Source organism: Tritonibacter litoralis (genome assembly GCF_009496005.1).
GTDB classification, from domain to species: Bacteria; Pseudomonadota; Alphaproteobacteria; order Rhodobacterales; family Rhodobacteraceae; genus Epibacterium; species Epibacterium litoralis.
In genome coordinates this window covers 164,157-181,302 of record NZ_WIBF01000008.1, presented here as the reverse complement: position 1 = coordinate 181,302, position 17,146 = coordinate 164,157, and the positions used below count along the sequence as shown (strand labels likewise).

12 protein-coding genes are annotated in these 17,146 nt (G+C 50.3%); 5 read left to right on the top strand and 7 right to left on the bottom strand.

The window, feature by feature from the left end; all coding sequences use genetic code 11:
- Positions 1 to 240 precede the first annotated feature (240 nt).
- From GFB49_RS13715 to GFB49_RS13700, 4 genes are read left to right on the top strand one after another with little or no spacing between them, the layout of a single operon-like run.
- Positions 241 to 3,213, top strand: coding sequence for a type I restriction endonuclease subunit R (locus tag GFB49_RS13715; RefSeq protein ID WP_153216454.1), 2,973 nt, complete (start codon positions 241 to 243; stop codon positions 3,211 to 3,213).
- Positions 3,200 to 4,414 (top strand): restriction endonuclease subunit S, encoded by a 1,215-nt coding sequence (locus GFB49_RS13710; protein ID WP_214644963.1) that lies wholly within the window; start codon positions 3,200 to 3,202, stop codon positions 4,412 to 4,414. Before GFB49_RS13715 ends, GFB49_RS13710 begins: the two co-directional genes overlap by 14 nt.
- 2 nt (positions 4,415 to 4,416) lie before the next feature.
- Complete coding sequence (locus GFB49_RS13705) at positions 4,417 to 5,508, top strand: AAA family ATPase (RefSeq protein ID WP_153216452.1); 1,092 nt, start codon at positions 4,417 to 4,419, stop codon at positions 5,506 to 5,508.
- Positions 5,505 to 7,148 (top strand): type I restriction-modification system subunit M, encoded by a 1,644-nt coding sequence (locus GFB49_RS13700; RefSeq protein ID WP_153216451.1) that lies wholly within the window; start codon positions 5,505 to 5,507, stop codon positions 7,146 to 7,148. The genes GFB49_RS13705 and GFB49_RS13700 overlap by 4 nt, the downstream gene beginning before the upstream one ends.
- A 563-nt stretch (positions 7,149 to 7,711) precedes the next feature.
- Here GFB49_RS13700 and GFB49_RS13695 read toward each other — a convergent pair.
- The 7 genes from GFB49_RS13695 to GFB49_RS13660 form a co-directional block, all read right to left on the bottom strand.
- A complete protein-coding gene (locus GFB49_RS13695; RefSeq protein WP_153216450.1) occupies positions 7,712 to 9,553 on the bottom strand; it encodes a TniQ family protein in 1,842 nt (613 codons plus the stop codon).
- On the bottom strand, positions 9,550 to 10,533 hold the full coding sequence (locus GFB49_RS13690) for a TniB family NTP-binding protein (protein WP_153216449.1): 984 nt from the start codon (positions 10,531 to 10,533) through the stop codon (positions 9,550 to 9,552). Before GFB49_RS13690 ends, GFB49_RS13695 begins: the two co-directional genes overlap by 4 nt.
- Positions 10,534 to 12,645 carry a DDE-type integrase/transposase/recombinase gene (locus GFB49_RS13685; protein ID WP_194269347.1) on the bottom strand — a complete coding sequence of 704 codons (2,112 nt, stop codon included), beginning with the start codon at positions 12,643 to 12,645 and terminating at the stop codon, positions 10,534 to 10,536.
- On the bottom strand, positions 12,642 to 13,229 hold the full coding sequence (locus tag GFB49_RS13680; protein WP_194269346.1) for a PDDEXK family nuclease: 588 nt from the start codon (positions 13,227 to 13,229) through the stop codon (positions 12,642 to 12,644). Before GFB49_RS13680 ends, GFB49_RS13685 begins: the two co-directional genes overlap by 4 nt.
- Positions 13,230 to 14,920: 1,691 nt before the next feature.
- Positions 14,921 to 15,310, bottom strand: coding sequence for a hypothetical protein (locus GFB49_RS13670; protein ID WP_153216445.1), 390 nt, complete (start codon positions 15,308 to 15,310; stop codon positions 14,921 to 14,923).
- Between the two features lie 258 nt (positions 15,311 to 15,568).
- The gene (locus GFB49_RS13665; RefSeq protein ID WP_153216444.1) at positions 15,569 to 16,423 is read right to left on the bottom strand and encodes an ImmA/IrrE family metallo-endopeptidase; all 855 of its coding nucleotides are present in this window, start codon (positions 16,421 to 16,423) and stop codon (positions 15,569 to 15,571) included.
- Entirely contained in the window at positions 16,410 to 16,745 is a 336-nt protein-coding gene (locus GFB49_RS13660; protein ID WP_153216443.1) for a helix-turn-helix domain-containing protein, read from the bottom strand. Before GFB49_RS13660 ends, GFB49_RS13665 begins: the two co-directional genes overlap by 14 nt.
- 158 nt (positions 16,746 to 16,903) lie before the next feature.
- On the opposite strand from GFB49_RS13660, the gene GFB49_RS13655 reads away from it, so the two are divergent.
- Complete coding sequence (locus GFB49_RS13655) at positions 16,904 to 17,125, top strand: DUF2188 domain-containing protein (RefSeq protein WP_102856492.1); 222 nt, start codon at positions 16,904 to 16,906, stop codon at positions 17,123 to 17,125.
- Positions 17,126 to 17,146: the final 21 nt, after the last annotated feature.

Sequence of the window (17,146 nt, the reverse complement as noted above, 5' to 3'; positions counted from 1 at the left end):
TTCGGCAATCGTCCTCTGACAAACCGTGCTCCTGAATGTGTCGGGGTGGCTACAGCAAGCGCCTAACCGATGCTCGTCGAAAAACTACACCGTTGCCCACAGCATCCGGTGACAACCTTCGCTCGCTGTGGCATTAAGGGAAACAAGAGCAGAGTGAGCCGACCCACCTCCTAAATGAGGATTTCGCCGTAAAGGCAGAATGTTTTCCACAGTCTGCCAAGAAGAGCGACCGAGGGAACAATGCAGGAAAAAGACATTGAAAACGAGCTCATCCAAAAGCTTGTTGACCTAAAATACACATATCGGACCGATATTACCGACTTGGACGCGCTAGAAGCCAATTTCCGGCAAAAGTTTGAAGCGCTAAATCAAGTCAAGCTGACCGAAAGCGAATTTGAGCGCCTCTTGGAGCGAATTGTATCGCCGGACGTATTTGCTTGCGCAGATATCCTTCGTAACAGAACGTCATTTGAACGAGATGACGGAACACCGATGAATTTTGCTTTGGTTAACATAAAAGACTGGTGCAAGAACTCATTTGAAGCCGTCTCACAACTCAGGATCAACACGTCTTCTAGCCATCACGTCTATGACGTCGTTTTGCTGTTGAATGGTGTGCCCGTCGTGCAGGTCGAGCTTAAGAACCTGCAAGTATCGCCGTACAAAGCGATGCAACAAATCGTAGATTACAAGAACGACCGAGGGAACGGCTATGGAAACACGTTAATGTGTTTTCTGCAGATGTTCATTGTCAGCAACAAGTCAGAGACTTGGTACTTTTCAAACAATAACTCGCAACACTTCAATTTTGATGCTGACCAACGTTTTCTCCCAATCTACCAGCATGCGACCCGAGACAATGAAAAAGTAAATGAGCTTCACAAGTTTTCAGATTCATTCTTGGCCAAATGGACTCTTGCTGAGACGATAAGCCGATACATGGTTCTGGTCGCGAGCGAGAAGAAAATGCTCATGATGCGACCTTACCAAGTCTACGCCGTCAAATCCATTGTGGACTGCATCCGGCAAAGGTGTGGCAATGGTTACATCTGGCATACGACCGGCAGTGGGAAGACCCTTACTTCTTTTAAGGCGTCTATTCTATTGAAAGACAATCCCGTCGTGGACAAGTGCCTGTTTGTTGTCGACCGAAAGGACTTGGATCGACAAACCCGGGAAGAATTTAATAGGTTCCAAGAAGGTTGCGTGGAAAGCAATACCGACACGGGCACTCTGGTTCGCCGTCTGCTTTCGGACAACTACGCAGACAAGGTTATAGTTACGACCATCCAGAAGCTTGGGTTGGCCTTGGATGGAACCAACAAGAAAGATTACAAGTCTCGCTTGGAGCCACTCAAAGACAAACGTTTCGTCTTTATTTTCGATGAGTGCCATCGTTCTCAGTTCGGTGACAACCACAAAGCGATCAAAGAGTTCTTTCCAAACGCTCAGTTGTTTGGCTTCACGGGGACTCCAATCTTCGACAAGAACTCGAACTACCATCAGATCGAAGGAACGGAAGCCAGCTACAAGACGACGGAAAGCTTGTTTGACCAGTCGCTCCATGAGTACACAATCACACACGCGATTGAGGACAAGAATGTCCTACGCTTCCACGTCGACTACTTTAAACCAGACAGCAAAAACAAGGTGAAGCCCGGTGAAGCGTTGGCCAAACGGGCTGTCGTCGAGGCAATTCTTGAGAAGCATGATGCTGCGACGGCTGGGAGAAAGTTCAATGCAATTCTCGCCACGGCCAAGATCACTGACGCCATAGAGTATTTTGATCTCTTCAGCGAAATTCAGACTGAGAGATCACCAGACCCGGAATTTCGGCCTCTGAACGTGGCCTGCGTCTTCTCCCCTCCTGCAGAGGGCAACAAGGACGTTAAGCAAATCCAAGAAGACCTTCCTCAAGAGCAACTCGACAACAAGCAGGAGCCTGAGAAGAAAAAGAAAGCCCTGATCAAGATACTGGACAGCTACAACAAACAGTACGGGACCAATCACAAGATCAGCGAATTCGACTTGTACTACCAAGATGTACAGAAACGGATCAAAGATCAGCAATATCCCAACCACGACCTACCACACGCCGAAAAAATCGACATCACTATCGTTGTTGACATGCTGCTGACCGGTTTCGACAGCAAGTACCTAAATACCTTGTATGTGGACAAAAATCTGAAGTTCCACAACCTGATCCAAGCCTTCTCGCGAACTAACCGTGTTCTGAACGATAGCAAACCCTACGGGAACATAATCGACTTCCGTGGGCAGCAAGATCAGGTGCAAGAAGCGATCAAGCTGTTCTCCGGCGAGGGTGAGCAGGAAAGAGCGAGTGAGATTTGGCTTGTCGACGAGGCTCCGAATGTTATCGGCAAACTGGACGAAGCAAAGCGCCAGCTTGACGCCTTCATGAAGTCTCAAGGTTTGGAAGCAGCACCGAGCGAAGTTCCCAAACTCAAAGGGGACGCGGCGCGCAGCCAGTTCATCAACCTGTTCAAGAACGTTCAGAAGCTTAAGACGCAACTGGACCAATACACCGACCTCGACGAGGAGCAGAAGGCAACAATCTCTGACGTGATCCCCAAGGATGATCTGCAGGGCTACAAGGGCGTCTACATTGAGACAGCCAAACGCCTGCGAGACGTCCAGAACAAAGGTGGTGACGATATGCCACCAGAGGTCGAACAACTCGACTTCGAGTTCGTCCTCTTCGCATCGGAGATTATCGACTACGACTACATCATGAGCTTGGTCTCAGACTACACACGAACGTCACCGGAGAAGCGTGAAATGTCGCGTCAACGGTTGATCGGCTTAATCGCATCAGATGCGAAGTTTATGGGTGAGCGCGACGATATCGAAGCCTACATAAACAGCTTGGAAGTTGGAGTCGCATTGGAAGAGAATGAAATCCGGGACGGTTTCAAAGCCTTCAAGGCCGCCAAAAACTTTCGCGAGCTTAACAGTATCTCGCAGCAACATGGTCTCGCAATTGATGAACTGCAACAATTTGTAGACCGTATTATCCAGCGATACATTTTTGATGATGGAGAGCTAACAGAGCTACTAAGACCGCTGGGACTTGGGTGGAAGGAACGAACTAAGAGGAAACTCGCATTGATGAACGCACTCGGCCCCCTTTTGCGGGACATGGCAGGCGGCAGAGAAATCTCTGGCCTGGAGGTGTATGATGATGCCGGATGAGCTTTCTCCCAAACTGAGATTTCCAGAGTTTCGAAGCCACGCACCTTGGGAAGCTGAGCTTGGTGGCAAACTTTTCGACCAAATTTCCGACAAGAGCCACAATTCTGATTTGCCCGTACTTGCTATAACACAAGAACACGGGGCAATACCTCGCAAACTGATCGACTATCACGTCAGCGTAAGCACCAGCAGTCTCGCCGGTTATAAGGTTGTCAAGCCAGACGATTTCATCATTAGCCTTAGGTCCTTTCAAGGTGGCATCGAGGTTTCTCGCTATACTGGCATATGCAGCCCTGCATACGTCATCTTGAGAAGCTCTCATCCGAACGTCGTCGAATTCTTCGCGCACTTCTTCAAGAGCCCTGAGTTTATTCGCCTTTTGAATGTAAACGTCGAAGGATTGCGCGATGGAAAAATGATTAGCTATAAACAGTTTAGCGATATCCCAATCCCTCTTCCAAGCCGCGCAGAACAAAAGAAAGTTGCCGATTGTATCGAGGCAATAAAAGACGTGATTTCGGCAGAAAACCAAAAACTTATTGCATTGAAAGATCACAAGGCTGGACTGATGCAACGTTTATTCCCGCCGTTGGCTGAGGGTGCTATTTCATTAAATATTTCGGAATCTGCGACCTTTAAACACTGGATAGAGACCTCGATTGGGTCGCACATTCTAGAGGTTCAAGAGAAGTCGGAAATCCAAGATCAATATCCTGTGCTTACCTCTTCCCGAGGAGGTCTTGTGCGACAGGATGAGTACTTCGAAGAAAGTAGGCTATCAAAACGCAACAATATCGGCTTCAATATTTTACCCCCAGACTGCATCACATATAGAAGTCGGAGCGATGACGATTTCTACTTCTTCAATGAAAATACACTTGGAATTACGGGAATCGTAAGCCAGTACTACCCAGTGTTCAAAATAAGTGGTGGAAATACAAAGTTCTTTCTGTTCTTGCTTGAGCGCTATGCGAGATACATTGGGGTGCACGGTGTCGGAAACGCACAAAGGGTCCTGTCTTTAAATGCATTAAGAAGTGTGTCGTTGCCTATTCCGGATTCTGAAACTCAGGATTACGTGGCCGAGTGCCTGGTTTCGGCGGAGCGCCAAATTCAAGTTCAGTCTCGAAAGATCGACGATCTTGAGTGCCACAAGTTAGGCTTGGTTCAGCAATTGTTTCCTAGACAGGCGTTTTCATAGTCATGGTCGAGGGAGCAAAAATCTATCAACTGAACAGCATCAGAGATGTTGTGGTACGGATTTCTGATGATCTCAATAATCACGATTGCGTGCTCTTGTTTGCGCACAATGGGACTGGGAAAACGCGCCTTTCTATGGAGTTCAAAGAAGACGCCAAACGCAAACATGGTCGAAGCACGTTGTACTTTAACGCCTTTACTGAGGATCTGTTTTGGTGGGACAACGACCTAGATGAGGACGCGAACCGCTACCTTAGGATCAACTCTGATTCAGCTTTTTTTGAAGGCTTCAAAGAGCTGGCTTTGGAAGAAAAGATTTTTTCCTTCCTTGAGAAGTACGCTAATTTCGATTTCCGCATTGACTATGACGAATGGAAGGTCGTTTTCAGCAAAGATGAAAACGACAACATCAAGGTCTCTCGCGGCGAAGAGAATATCTTCGTTTGGTGTATGTTCTTGGCAATCTACGAATTGGCAATCGACGGGCACGCTTCCTACGATTGGGTAAAGAACGTCTATATTGATGATCCCGTTTCGTCCTTGGACGACAACAACGCAATAGCCGTTGCAGTTGACCTCGCTCAGTTGGTGGAGCGAGGCAAAGACAAAATCGGTGCAGTGGTTTCAACTCACCACACTCTGTTTCACAACGTATTCTGGAATGAGATCAAGAACCGAAAACTCAAGCGGAAGACGTACTTCTACCACCGGTCTCAAGACGCTACGACGTACACACTGAGATGGACTGACGATACCCCCTTCTTCAACCACGTCGCCCAGCTTGCCGAACTCAAACAAGCGGTCGCAACCGGCGATATCTACACCTATCACTTCAACGTCCTCCGAAGCATCATGGAGAAGACCGCCGTGTTCTTTGGGCAAGACAAATTCCAAACGTGTATTCAGGGCATAGAGAACGAAGCTCTCTACGAGCGGGCCGTTCAACTCATGAGCCACGGTAGATACTCAATTTACGACCCTCGGCAGATGGGCGAAGACAACAAAGACCTGTTCCGGGACCTTTTGACCAAGTTTCTTGCGCGATACGAGTTCGCACTACCTGAAGTATTGAAGCCCGAGGAGGCCGAAGCATGACCGAAGAGCAGCAAAAGGAACTCGGCAAAGTACTCTGGGCCATCGCAAACCAATTGCGTGGTCAAATGAACGCGGATGACTTCAGGGACTATATGCTGTCGTTCCTCTTTCTGAAGTACCTGTCCGACAACTATGTCAAAGCAGTTCAGGACGAGTTGGGCTCCGATTACCCAGTTCCAACCGAAGAGACTGACAAGGGAAAACGCAAGACGATCCCGCTTCAGATTTGGTACAACCAAAACCAAGAGGATGCAGACGAGTTTGAAAGCGTCATGCGTCGTCGCATGCACTACGTCATCAAGCCTGCGTACCTCTGGGACAGCATTGCCGAACTTGCGCGGACACAGGACGGCGACCTACTCGATACGCTCCAACAGAGCTTCAAGCATATCGAGGAAGAGAGCTTCGAGAGCGTCTTTCAAGGCCTCTTCTCTGAGATCAACCTGAGTTCCGAAAAGCTGGGAAAAGACTACAATGCACGCAATAATAAGCTTTGCGCCATTGTGGGAAAGATCGCTGAGGCTATGCCAGATTTCTCCCGGGATCAGGACACGATTGGCGATGCGTACGAATATCTGATCGGTGAGTTCGCTGCTGGGTCAGGTAAGAAGGCCGGTGAATTCTACACCCCTCAGTCAGTGTCTGACATCCTCTCTGGCATCGTCTCGTTGGACAGTCAGAATCCAGCTTCAGGAAAGAAGAGTTACCTTGCCAGCGTCTTGGACATGGCCTGTGGGTCAGGTTCGTTGCTGCTTAATGTTCGCAGTAAGATGGGCGACCGGGGTATTGGCAAAATTTACGGTCAAGAGAGCAACATTACGACTTACAACCTCGCGCGGATGAACATGTTGCTACATGGTATGAGCGACAGCGAGTTCGAGATTTTCCACGGAGACACACTCAAGAACGATTGGGACATGCTGAGCGAAGCTAATCCAGCGAAAAAAATGTCATTCGACGCCGTAGTAGCGAACCCACCCTTTAGCCTTCGTTGGGATCACACGGACGCTTTGAAGGAAGACTTTCGCTTCAAGAGCTATGGTGGCCTTGCCCCGAAATCGGCGGCGGACTTTGCGTTCCTTCTACATGGATTTCATTTTCTGAAAGACGAAGGAACCATGGCGATCATCCTACCGCATGGGGTGCTATTCCGAAGCGGTGCTGAAGAAGGCATTCGCCGCAAACTACTAGAAGACGGGCATATCGACACTGTCATAGGGCTCCCTTCAAACCTGTTCTACTCAACAGGTATCCCTGTATGCATCTTGGTTCTCAAGAAATGTAAGCAGCCAGATGACGTGCTGTTTATCAATGCCAGCGAGCGCTACGGCAAAGGCAAGAAGCAAAACTACCTAAGGCAAGATGAAAACATTGACGACATAGAAGAGATTTTGACGACCTATCGAGATAGGCCCGAAAAGATCGAGCGCTACGCGCGCCGGGTGTCGATGGATGAAATCGAAAAGAATGGCTACAATCTTAATATCTCGAGATATGTGAGCACCGCTAAACCAGAGAAGAAAATCGACCTAGCCGAAGTGCATGATCGGCTGGTTGCGTCTTCGTCGAACGCCAAAGAGGCTAGGCAACGTCACAATAAGTTCCTTGAAGAGCTCGGATTGCCAAAACTGCCGGACTGACTGCAGGCAAACGCTTTGGGTTTTGATTGCGCGAAATTGGGTTGATGGAGGATAAACTAGGAGTGATTTGCCCCCTCATCTGCCCCCTCAGGGGTGAAATTTTCCAATGATTTCAGTTATTATGGTGCCCGGAGGCGGAATCGAACCACCGACACGAGGATTTTCAATCCCAAAATCAATAAATCGAGTGGGGTAATCTGCTACGCATGGCGGCTTGCCAAATTTCGCATCCGTAGCAAACGACCGATTTCTTCCTGTTTCACTATGAGTTGATGGCGAATCCCTCAGGCTGCTACTAAAATTGCAAGTTTGACGCCGAGAAATGGCAAGTCGGCGTCAATAAGTGTCACCTTATGTGTCGTTCCACAAGGAACTGTGAATGCCCACAACACTTTGCAACAGCCCAACACCTAAACCCCATAAAATCAGATACTTACCGAAAATAGATCAGTAAGAACTCTTGGCTATTTTGCAATTATTACCAACAGAACATTGCAACTAAGCTGTCGCCAAGCACAAAAAAAGCCGCGCTTACGCGCGGCTCTGTCATTAGCTTGGGCAGTTTACTGGATCGCAGCCAACGCCTCGCCCCTGTCGTAGAGGTACACTCTAATCTTCTTTGGATCATAGAGGGGCTCGATACACTTCTGGCGCAACAGCTTGCGCATCGTCTGCTGATGCAATCCAGAACGTTTCTGTAACTCACCAAGAGTGATATGGGTTGTTAGAAACCGCTCCACTTCCTCATTTTCAATTCTGACTTTGATAGGCCCTGGTAAAGTGTCTTTGACCCATCGGAGAAGCGGAACACCGCCTTTCAATCCCAACAAAGCATCAAGAGCCACCAAATTGACGCCCAGCAACGCTGCTGCCTCCGCCTTGCACAAGGGTAAATGCGAGGTATCTCGCGGCAGCAACTTCCTTACTTCTTTTGGGCACACCAAAATCGCAAGGTAGCCTTTCGTTCCCTGTTTCTGTTCTACCCTTGTGAGCTTCCCTTCAAGCAAAAGCCTCAAGATGTCACCGGAATATCGTTTTGCCTCCTGCGCCGCCTGTGGAATGTTTGCAAGCCCGCGCGCTGGCACGCCTACTATACGCGCCTCGTTTGACAACCGAGCAAGGAAGCAATCAACTTTTTCAGCGTCAACGCCTTCCAAAACCTGAGCAACCTTCATCTCAGCTCCGGCCAAACTTTGAAGAAATCCCTCCTTCAGACAAATATCCACCTGCGGTCGCGTCGCATTCATGTATTTGGCCAACTTCGACACAGGAATAGCTCGGCAAATGGATCGCGCCATTTCTTCGCCTTCGGCAGCGTCAAAGGTTTCCAGACCTGACATGTGGTCCAGATCGTGTGAAGAAATCAGGCCTTGAGCAACCAACGCCCGGTGAACGGTCTTAGGATGCAGCTTGTATTTGACCGCCAAGGAGTGCGCATGATGGCGACGGGTCTTTTGAACTTCTTCTCCAAGCAAATTGAAACCCACACTTACCACCATCTCGTCCAAGATGAACTCGCGTAGAACACTCCGAATAGGGCCCGGATCTCTATTGAGCTTTTTCGATTGCAGCTTCTCGTAGAGAAATCCGAACACGCCGGACGGACCAGCCTTGCCTCGACGAATTGCTGCTCTTCGCAAAACATCCGAAAACACATCTCGAATGGACTGCTCGCCCGCTTGAGCAATTTCGTAGCCAAGCCGCTCAGCTTGATCCCAATCATGATCGTCAAATTCGTTCAAATCAGGTTTTGTCCCCCATCCGTCCAAAACCCCCAGCATTTTTGTGGCCCAGCACGCCTGCTCCAAGCTCTGATTATCCATCCAATCCGGTCCGCTCCCACCTTCGAGCCGATTCAGCAGATATCGCTGCAGCGGAGAGCAACTACGCTGGCGCGCACTGTCCGCAAGTTGGAATAATGCCTGTCCCTCCGGGGCAACTTCGTGAAGGTTTCGTAATTTCCCCGCCCAGTGTTTGACCGAAACGTATTGTAGAGCTGAAGTATGTTTCTCACAGGTCCGAACAGAGGCGAAAAGCCATGGCCAGATGCCCACTCGGCGGTGAGAACCGGACACATCATTTTCAAGTATACAAGCAGCGCAAAACGCTGTTCGCATCCCAACCATGAACTCTGTAGAAAACTCTTCGTTGCGAAAGCGATATCGCCTTTTCGCCACTTGTTCTGGTTGCCTCGAAACAAGTTCCTCAAATGCGACGCCGGTCACATCTGACAATCTCAGCATGTTATCTCTCTTACCCAAGCTAACATCTTTTGCGGACAAAGCTTGGTCATTCAGGAAGGACAACAACGGACCACCAGTGTGAAAGTCTGCAAGACGACAAACCCAAGACGACGCGGTTTCCTGCTCCTTTAGAGGAAGTAGCGGATAAAGAACGCCAGTCACTTTCGCCTGCTCCTCTTCCGAACAGGCGCTTCCCCGGCGCGTTCATCCAATTCGATTTCGGCCCAATTTCGCACAAGGAATACGTTCTTGTCCGGCTTGCATCCTTCCTGCGCAGCCCAATACTCAGCGAAATCCTGGACATTCAGTGTGCCTTTTCCCGCGAGGAGAGCCCACTCGATGGCCCCGATTACGATTTCAACCGAAAGCCCAAATTGATTCCTGGCGGCATGTATAAGTCGCTGTATCAACTCCTCCGATGGGCTGGCCTCCAAGCCCACTCGTTGAGCATAGGCTGTGGTCAGCCTCGCCAACTGCTCACCATCGGTAGCCAAGGTCACCTCAGGCAGATAGATTTTCGCAAAACGCCTTCCAACCTGCCTGTCTTCTTTCAGGATATCCGACAGTTTCTCAGTTCCGGACAATACCACAACAACGGCCTTCTCACCCTGCATCAGCGATTTCAGGGTATTCAACAGATCTTCCCGTTCCTGCGGTTTGTAGAGGTCATGTGCCTCGTCGATCCACAAAACTTGGATCTCGGCTTTGCTCAACCGAAACTTAACGAGGTCCCATATCTTCCACTTCTCGCTACGATCAGAAACATTCGGATAATGAAGCAACTTAAGGCACTCAAAGCCAAGGCTCTTCAACGTTGCCGGGCTTGGAACCGTAACATGCAAGTAGCGCGACCACTTTTCACCAGGAGCGGCCTGAAGCGAAGGATGACTCTTGAAATAGTGGTGAAGCAGTTCAGTCTTGCCACTCCCTGAAGCGCCAATAATAGCAATCCCATGGGTTTCCAGACCATCGCTGAAACGGCGCGGTTTCAGCCGATCGCCAATACCAGTATCAGCACGGAATAGTCGCTGAAACGCGGTCGACAACTGCCTAATTCTTGGTGTTTCCACATGAGTGCGGGCGAGCATGTCGATAGCTTCCGCCACATCATCCGAAACTGTACCGAGTTGGTCGTGTGACATTTAGAATTTCCAATCCTCGTTGCTGGTAGGCAGGACTGGACGGGTGGATTCGTTCCCCTCCAACTTTGGGCCGTCAGGAACCTCTACTCGCGCTCCCAACAAACCATGTTCTGAAGTCGAGGAACTTGGATCTCCGACTTGGAATCCGAGGAAAGAATTTTCCTCCAACTTCTCGATCAAGTCGCTGGTCCATCCTTCATTTACGATCCCAGCTTTTTCACCCGCAGCAGTATTCCAATGTTTGATTTCCTTGAGCGCCGTGGAAATCGCTTCTTCGGATACCTTCCTCGCCTGCGGGTTTCCTTTCCTGATCCTCTCGCAAGCGGCAAGCCAGTTGCTCGCTTTTACGCCTTTGAACCCCGGTAGAACCGCAGGGACCGAATACCAGTCAGCCCCCAGCTGCACCTCTACCTCACCGATGTCTTCGGCCAACCATTGCACATTGAGCGTGCGATTGGTTTCGTTACGCATGTATTGCATCAAGCGATCACTGTTGTAGTGGACCCCCAATACCTGAACTCCCTTTTTTGAAAGCTCGCGTTTCTTAGTGACACCGAAAGCGATACGGCGGCTTCGCCGGTCTGGCATTGGGCGAACACCATATTCCTCGGATAGACGTTTCCAGCACTCCAGTGGTGTCTCTCCAGACAACCCTGCGTGTGGAGTGTTGTGATAAACATCAACAACCCACCGCACCAAAATCCGAGAAAAATCATGCACGGACAAAACGGCACGTTCTTCTGACGGATAATCGCCCCGCTGCATCACATTTGAAAATGACCGCCCTGACAATCTTGGCAACAGGTTGCTTCCGATTGTCTCAAACAAACGTTCAATCGTTGCTCGCAACTGTGGAAGGCCTTGCGGCGGGATATCTGCCGTTATGCCAAGGTCATGAACGGCTACTTCAATGCGCGCATTGTCAAATTGGGATCCAGCATCCGTTACTAAGAGCTCTGGCAATCCACCCATTTCCCATGGAGAAGTTGCGCCAACGGCATCAGCCCACTGTTCCTTTTCACGTACGACCATATGGAGGCACTCAAGAGCGGCCTGTGTCGCCGGTGAGCTTGAAAGAGTCATTCCGAGGATGCATCTGGTGGTGCCGCAGATAGCAACGCAAAGGTGCCATCTGCTCTTCTTTCCATCAAGTGCAATGGCCTCCTGCAACTCTGGTGGCAATAGCGGGAAAATGCCCATCTGCTTTGCGATGGTGAACAAATCCACAGTCCAATCGTCCATCTCCAATCGCTCAAGGGGCCTACTGCGGACGAGCCCCCTGCCGACGGGATAGAATTCGGAAATGGCTTGTGCACGACCATGTCGACAGACGGCAGCCTCAAAGGGAGGTATGCTGTTAATTCGCCGCATGATAGTGTTTCGCGATGGAATTTTTAGAGGTGCAAGACCATCCAAAGCCCGCTTTTCGTTGGCAGCCATGACCGCATCTTGCGTGTCTTGAATCACTTGCTCTTTTGTAGGCCGGTCTGGATTTTTGTACGCGCCAACGCACTCTAACATAAGTTTGTTCACTTCAGGGTGTAGGCGGCTACCTCGCTGACCCGACCTTGACCGTTTATCAACAAGGCCAGCAACCCCAAAGTCCCTGTAGGCCGTGTACCAGTTCCAAACGGTTTTTGAACACGGTTTTTCAAGACTCGTCCTCTTCCCTCCAGCATATTTTCTTTTCTTGCGTTTTTCCTCTCGCAGCTCATCAGCCAACATCATGATTTCTGGCAAGGCTGACTTCAAAGACCTATGAGAAAGGCTAACCTTTCCCCGGCTTCGCAACACGCGAACGGCTTGAACAACAGCCAACTTATTGGAAACAAATTCCAAATGCTCTTTGCTCAAGAGCCCCAAATCAAAGTCCTGGTTGGCTTTCAATTTCGCTTGGATGTGTGGAGCAAAGAAGTGTTGTTCAACCTTTACATCACCGACTTTTGCTCTGGCGTGAATCTCAGCATGTGTGAATTTCTGTGAAAGCTTGTTCCCTTCGATCTCTTGAAGAACAAACCCGTCGACGACAGCCTGATGGACGCGATATCGCACATTTCCGATCGAAACTCGATCAAATGCGCCAATGAATGCAGCAGGTGAAGCGAATGTCATGTGTTGCATTCCCTGCTCTTCGCGACTTCCAGACTACGTGAAATGGATACCCCCTCGTCATACTCCAAAGATCCGGTTCCAATCTGCCGCACGACAGCGCGAAACCCCCTGGCCTCAAGACGCGAAGCAGCCACCAACTCTTGGATCCTGACATTCCCTTGGAGCCCTTTGATTAAGTCAGCCACCACCCTATCGGCTTCAATATCAACCTCGCGAACGCTCCGGATCAGCTCCGCATTTCTTAGCTGAACATCTGAGAAGCTCTCATCTGTGTAGACAAAGACCTCTTCAACCACACCAATTTGAACAGCCTGCTCAGAAATCTCTCTGACTTCTTTCAGAAAAGCCGGTTTGTGGGCTCGCTTCTCCGGTTTAACAATAAGAGCTGCACGCCCCCCACTTTTTTTGGTAACCACAAAGTCAAAGTAGTGAGTTCGCGCGGCTCCCCTGTCGAGCCAGCCAAAGGCGACCTGCTCATGAATCCGCAGAATTGCCGGGCTTGCATCCATGATTGTGGCGCAACACCGTTCCAATTTAGATTCGTAATATAGGACCCGGTATCCGTCGTCGTTCAATACCGTCATAGATCCTGAGGAATGACCTCTGGAAGACCGTGCAGGCTTTCGCTCCGCAATAGATGGCGCCGGTCTCTTCAGCCCACCCGTTTCTGTAAAAGTGATCAATGTAGCCTCATTTGGCATGACGCCACTGTTCACCGCATAGCTAAAAGCGGTGTCAGTTGTGTCGTGTTGTCTTCTGCCAAAGGAACTTGAGGCTGCGTGTGTTTGGTGGCACACAGTCTTTACATTGCGAGTCGCCTTTGGCAGTTCCTAAAGACGCGTGGACTGTTGGCGCAGTTCGCGCGTTTTTTTGTTGAGATTGTAGCGTCTTGAGGTTGCCCCTTCTTGTTTCGGGCGCGGGTATGCACCCTACAAAACCAATCAACAAACAATAAATTTGACTCGGGGCGGAACATGGTTTGAATCCCCAATTTCAGGGCGATTTATAGGGGTTTTCCCCTATACCCTCGCCTTACCCTACCATCCCGGTCTTTCGGCGGCTTTTAATAGAAACGCTGCGTGAACCAATAAGTCGTGCCGAATCAACGCATTGATTCGTGCATTCCTGAAGCTAATTTGCTTAGTTACGACTGATGGTCTGGGTCGACATAATACCGGTTTTCATATGGCTCGAGCTGAACGGTGAACCTGGTAACAATCAGCGGTTTTCCTTTGCCGCGAGGTGAGCTCACCACGACAGCTGGGCAGCATCATCTTACCCCCCCAAGCTTTTGTCGTGGAGTAAAGGACCTTTGCTGGATACGAATGCGGGGTTTACCCGCGCTCCACTGCGCATAAATGTTGCCTGCAAACGGCGCCGGGTTCGTTTGCGCTCAGATCCGCTCTTTCCGTCAAGCACAGTCAGTGTTGGCGAGTAGCCCCGCTGGAGGTTTCAAGCAGATGGTATGGCGCGGTTTCGAGAAACCGCTTAGCACGCTCTGGATCGTCAATAGGGTCGCGACCAGAGGTTCTGACCAAGCCGCGCAAATATAGCAAAATAGCAGCAGTAGTGAACGCCACGCAGACACTGAATGCGATTTCGAAACCTGTCATTCTCTAACCTCCTGCAAGGCATCCGTGGCACAGATCAGCGATCGCATCCTTGCTCGATATAGTTGTTTCGGCTTTGCCCAAGACTGCCGCCAAAAGCACGTTACCAAAATCTTTACTCTGCAGCGCAAGCCCATCAAAGACGGGTTTCCAGCCAGCGCTCAATCTGCATCACCGCCCCCCCTGGCTTCGCTCCTGAAACTCGTTTGATTTCAGCAGATCGGTCCGTAAAGTACTTGTCGCCATTTTCGGGTCGGCATTTAGGAGAGAACCCGATCTTCTTCTTGGCAAATCCCGAGGCCTTGATGAACGCATTCTATTTGCGCAGCTCTGATGAGGTGACGTCCCCAGAATTGAGCCGGGCCTCATCTCGAGCACGGCTAAACGCTTTCTGTTTCACTCGGTCTGAAAACTTGAATCTCTCATCACTCATGTGAAATCTGTATCACATGCCGATGACGGGCAGAAGCGACACCGCATGTTCCATGGCCAGATCTCCATCCTTGGAGGCCAATGATGACGACCGCTGATTGCAGATTTCTCCTGCCATGCGCCAGACGCAGGTTTGCTGACGCTTTGCTTCTAAGCGGCATAACGGTGCAGTTGCGTCCCGAAAAACCTACGGATGAATAAGTATTCACGGCGCCATCACTCTCACCGTTTCATTATCCCGCGGCCAGCATACCCATTTCTTCCAGCTCCAATGGTTTTGATTTGACGGAAGTTACAGACCAGCCTCTCCGTTCGCAAAACTGGAAAACCTTCTCAGGCGCAAGTCTCTCTTGAAGTAAATCATACCAATAGGATGCGCGCTCGGGGTGCTCATGAAGAAAGGCCGCTGAGATACAGTCGCCTGACATCAAGCTCACTCGGTCGATAACTGGCATCACGCCTGGCGAACATTCGGCCCAATCCTGCCGAACGTTCAGCGGCCCACACACCGCGCATTCCTTGGTAACCAGTTTGAACCAAAGCGAAGCTTCCCTTTGTTCAAATAGCAGGGTCCCTCGTGCGATGGCGTCGCGGACAATCGTTGTTTGGATTCCTTGGGGCATTTATCCTGTCCTCTGTTTGTTGCCTGGAAAGGACTTGGTCACTACTCCCAAAAACAAAAATGCAAGTTTGGTGGGACTCTCTTCAGCGATCGCTGCCGTTGTGAAACAAACAGATTGGGAGCGAGACAATCAGCACCTTTAGAGCTTCCGACACCGTCGAGAGGACCGGAGGTGCTTTAACGATGAGGGGAGAGAGACCTTCGCCGCAATCTGCACACTGTCTGCTTCTGCGCAACATGGACGCGTTGCGACCCTGTGTCAGAACGATGGGGCTACCCATTCGTCCTCGACTTCTTCGATCTCAGCCGTAAGCAATGTCATTCGGAAACCGTTTTGTTGTGCCAGCGTTTGCTCGAACAAGGTTACTCCGGCTGACTTTTGCAGCCAGGTATGCGCTGCAACCTCAATGCAACCCGTTATCTCTCCAATTTCGGCGTTTGAAAGAGCGGAGACACTTTGGTGCGGAACCTGGCCTCCTCTGCAAACGGATAACTTGGGAAAGAACTCGTTGTTCCGCGCATACCGGATAACGCCTCCTTTCGAAAAAACTATGGCAGCAGGATCGCCAATCCGGGGAATATAGCGTCTCGCTGCTGCCTCCCTGCTCACGTCATGGCGTCGAGCCAGTTCCAGAATGTGGGACAGATCAGCCTCGCCAGTGTCTCGAACGAAGGACGCGACAGCTCGAGCTGGCATGAGCAGTTCAGCAGCGAATTCGTTGGCCTGCTGTTCCATCCGCGAGTGTGGATCGTTTGGCTTAGCCTTCGTGATTGCCAGATCGTTCTTCTTACAGCGGAAGCCATCTGGGCTATTGGCTCGATGGAACGGATGTACGTAGTGCCCAAGCTCATGGGCAATCGTGTAGCGTTTTCGGCTTTCGTGGCGATCTTTGTTGATCAAGATCGCCCCTTCAGATTTCTCTTTGGGAACAATGAGCGCTCCCTCAAGGCCGCTCAACTGTTCCTCGCGGATCTCGTAGATATCTATGGCTTTCGCGATATCTCTGACCGGCACCATTACCGTATCGTCTGGAAGTTGATCCAGAATTGCCGTCGCGAGCCTCTTCGGATCGCTCCCAGCATCATCAATTTCCATGCGGTCAATTTGTACCATCTGCCCCCTTTCGGCGGTTTCGAAGCGACTGGATCATATCGTCAATGATCGCCCGGTCATTTTCTTCTAAATCGCCGACCTGCCTGAACATACGTGCCATTTCATCGTTCTGTTCGTTCTCAAAATCTTCGCCAACCAGATGCCGGATCGACACCTTGAAGTAGTCCGCAATCTTGGTCAACAACTCAAGCGATGGGTTGTCCGTTCGGCCTTTTTCAAGCTCCCAGATATGAGTCTTGGAAACTCCGAGTGCGTCTGCAACTTCCTGCAGCGATTTTTTCTTTTTTACTCGGAGTTCGTTCAGACGGACTGCAAATGTCATGGTTCTCTCCCTGAATCATAGCGGCGCAGCTCATAAGCGAGCGCGTCGTAAGATGCAATGATATTATCACGTGCCGGTCAGCTTGACAAAGTCTTCCGTAAGATCATATGATACGATATCGGTCACCAATGGTGGGGCCGTGTTAAATGGAGACAGCAATGTCTAAGAACCAATATGTCGTTCGCAATGGCGACAAATGGGGCGTCCGTGGTGAAGGCAACGAACGTCTTACACGTAGCTTCGACACTCAGCGCGAAGCTATCGACCATGGGCGTGATATCGCCCGCAACCAGGGCTCTGAGCTCCGTATTCAGGGGCGGAACGGACAGTTCCGCGAAGCCTGGAGCTACGGCAACGATCCCTATCCTCCGAAAGGCTGAACCGCGTCGCGATTTATCCCG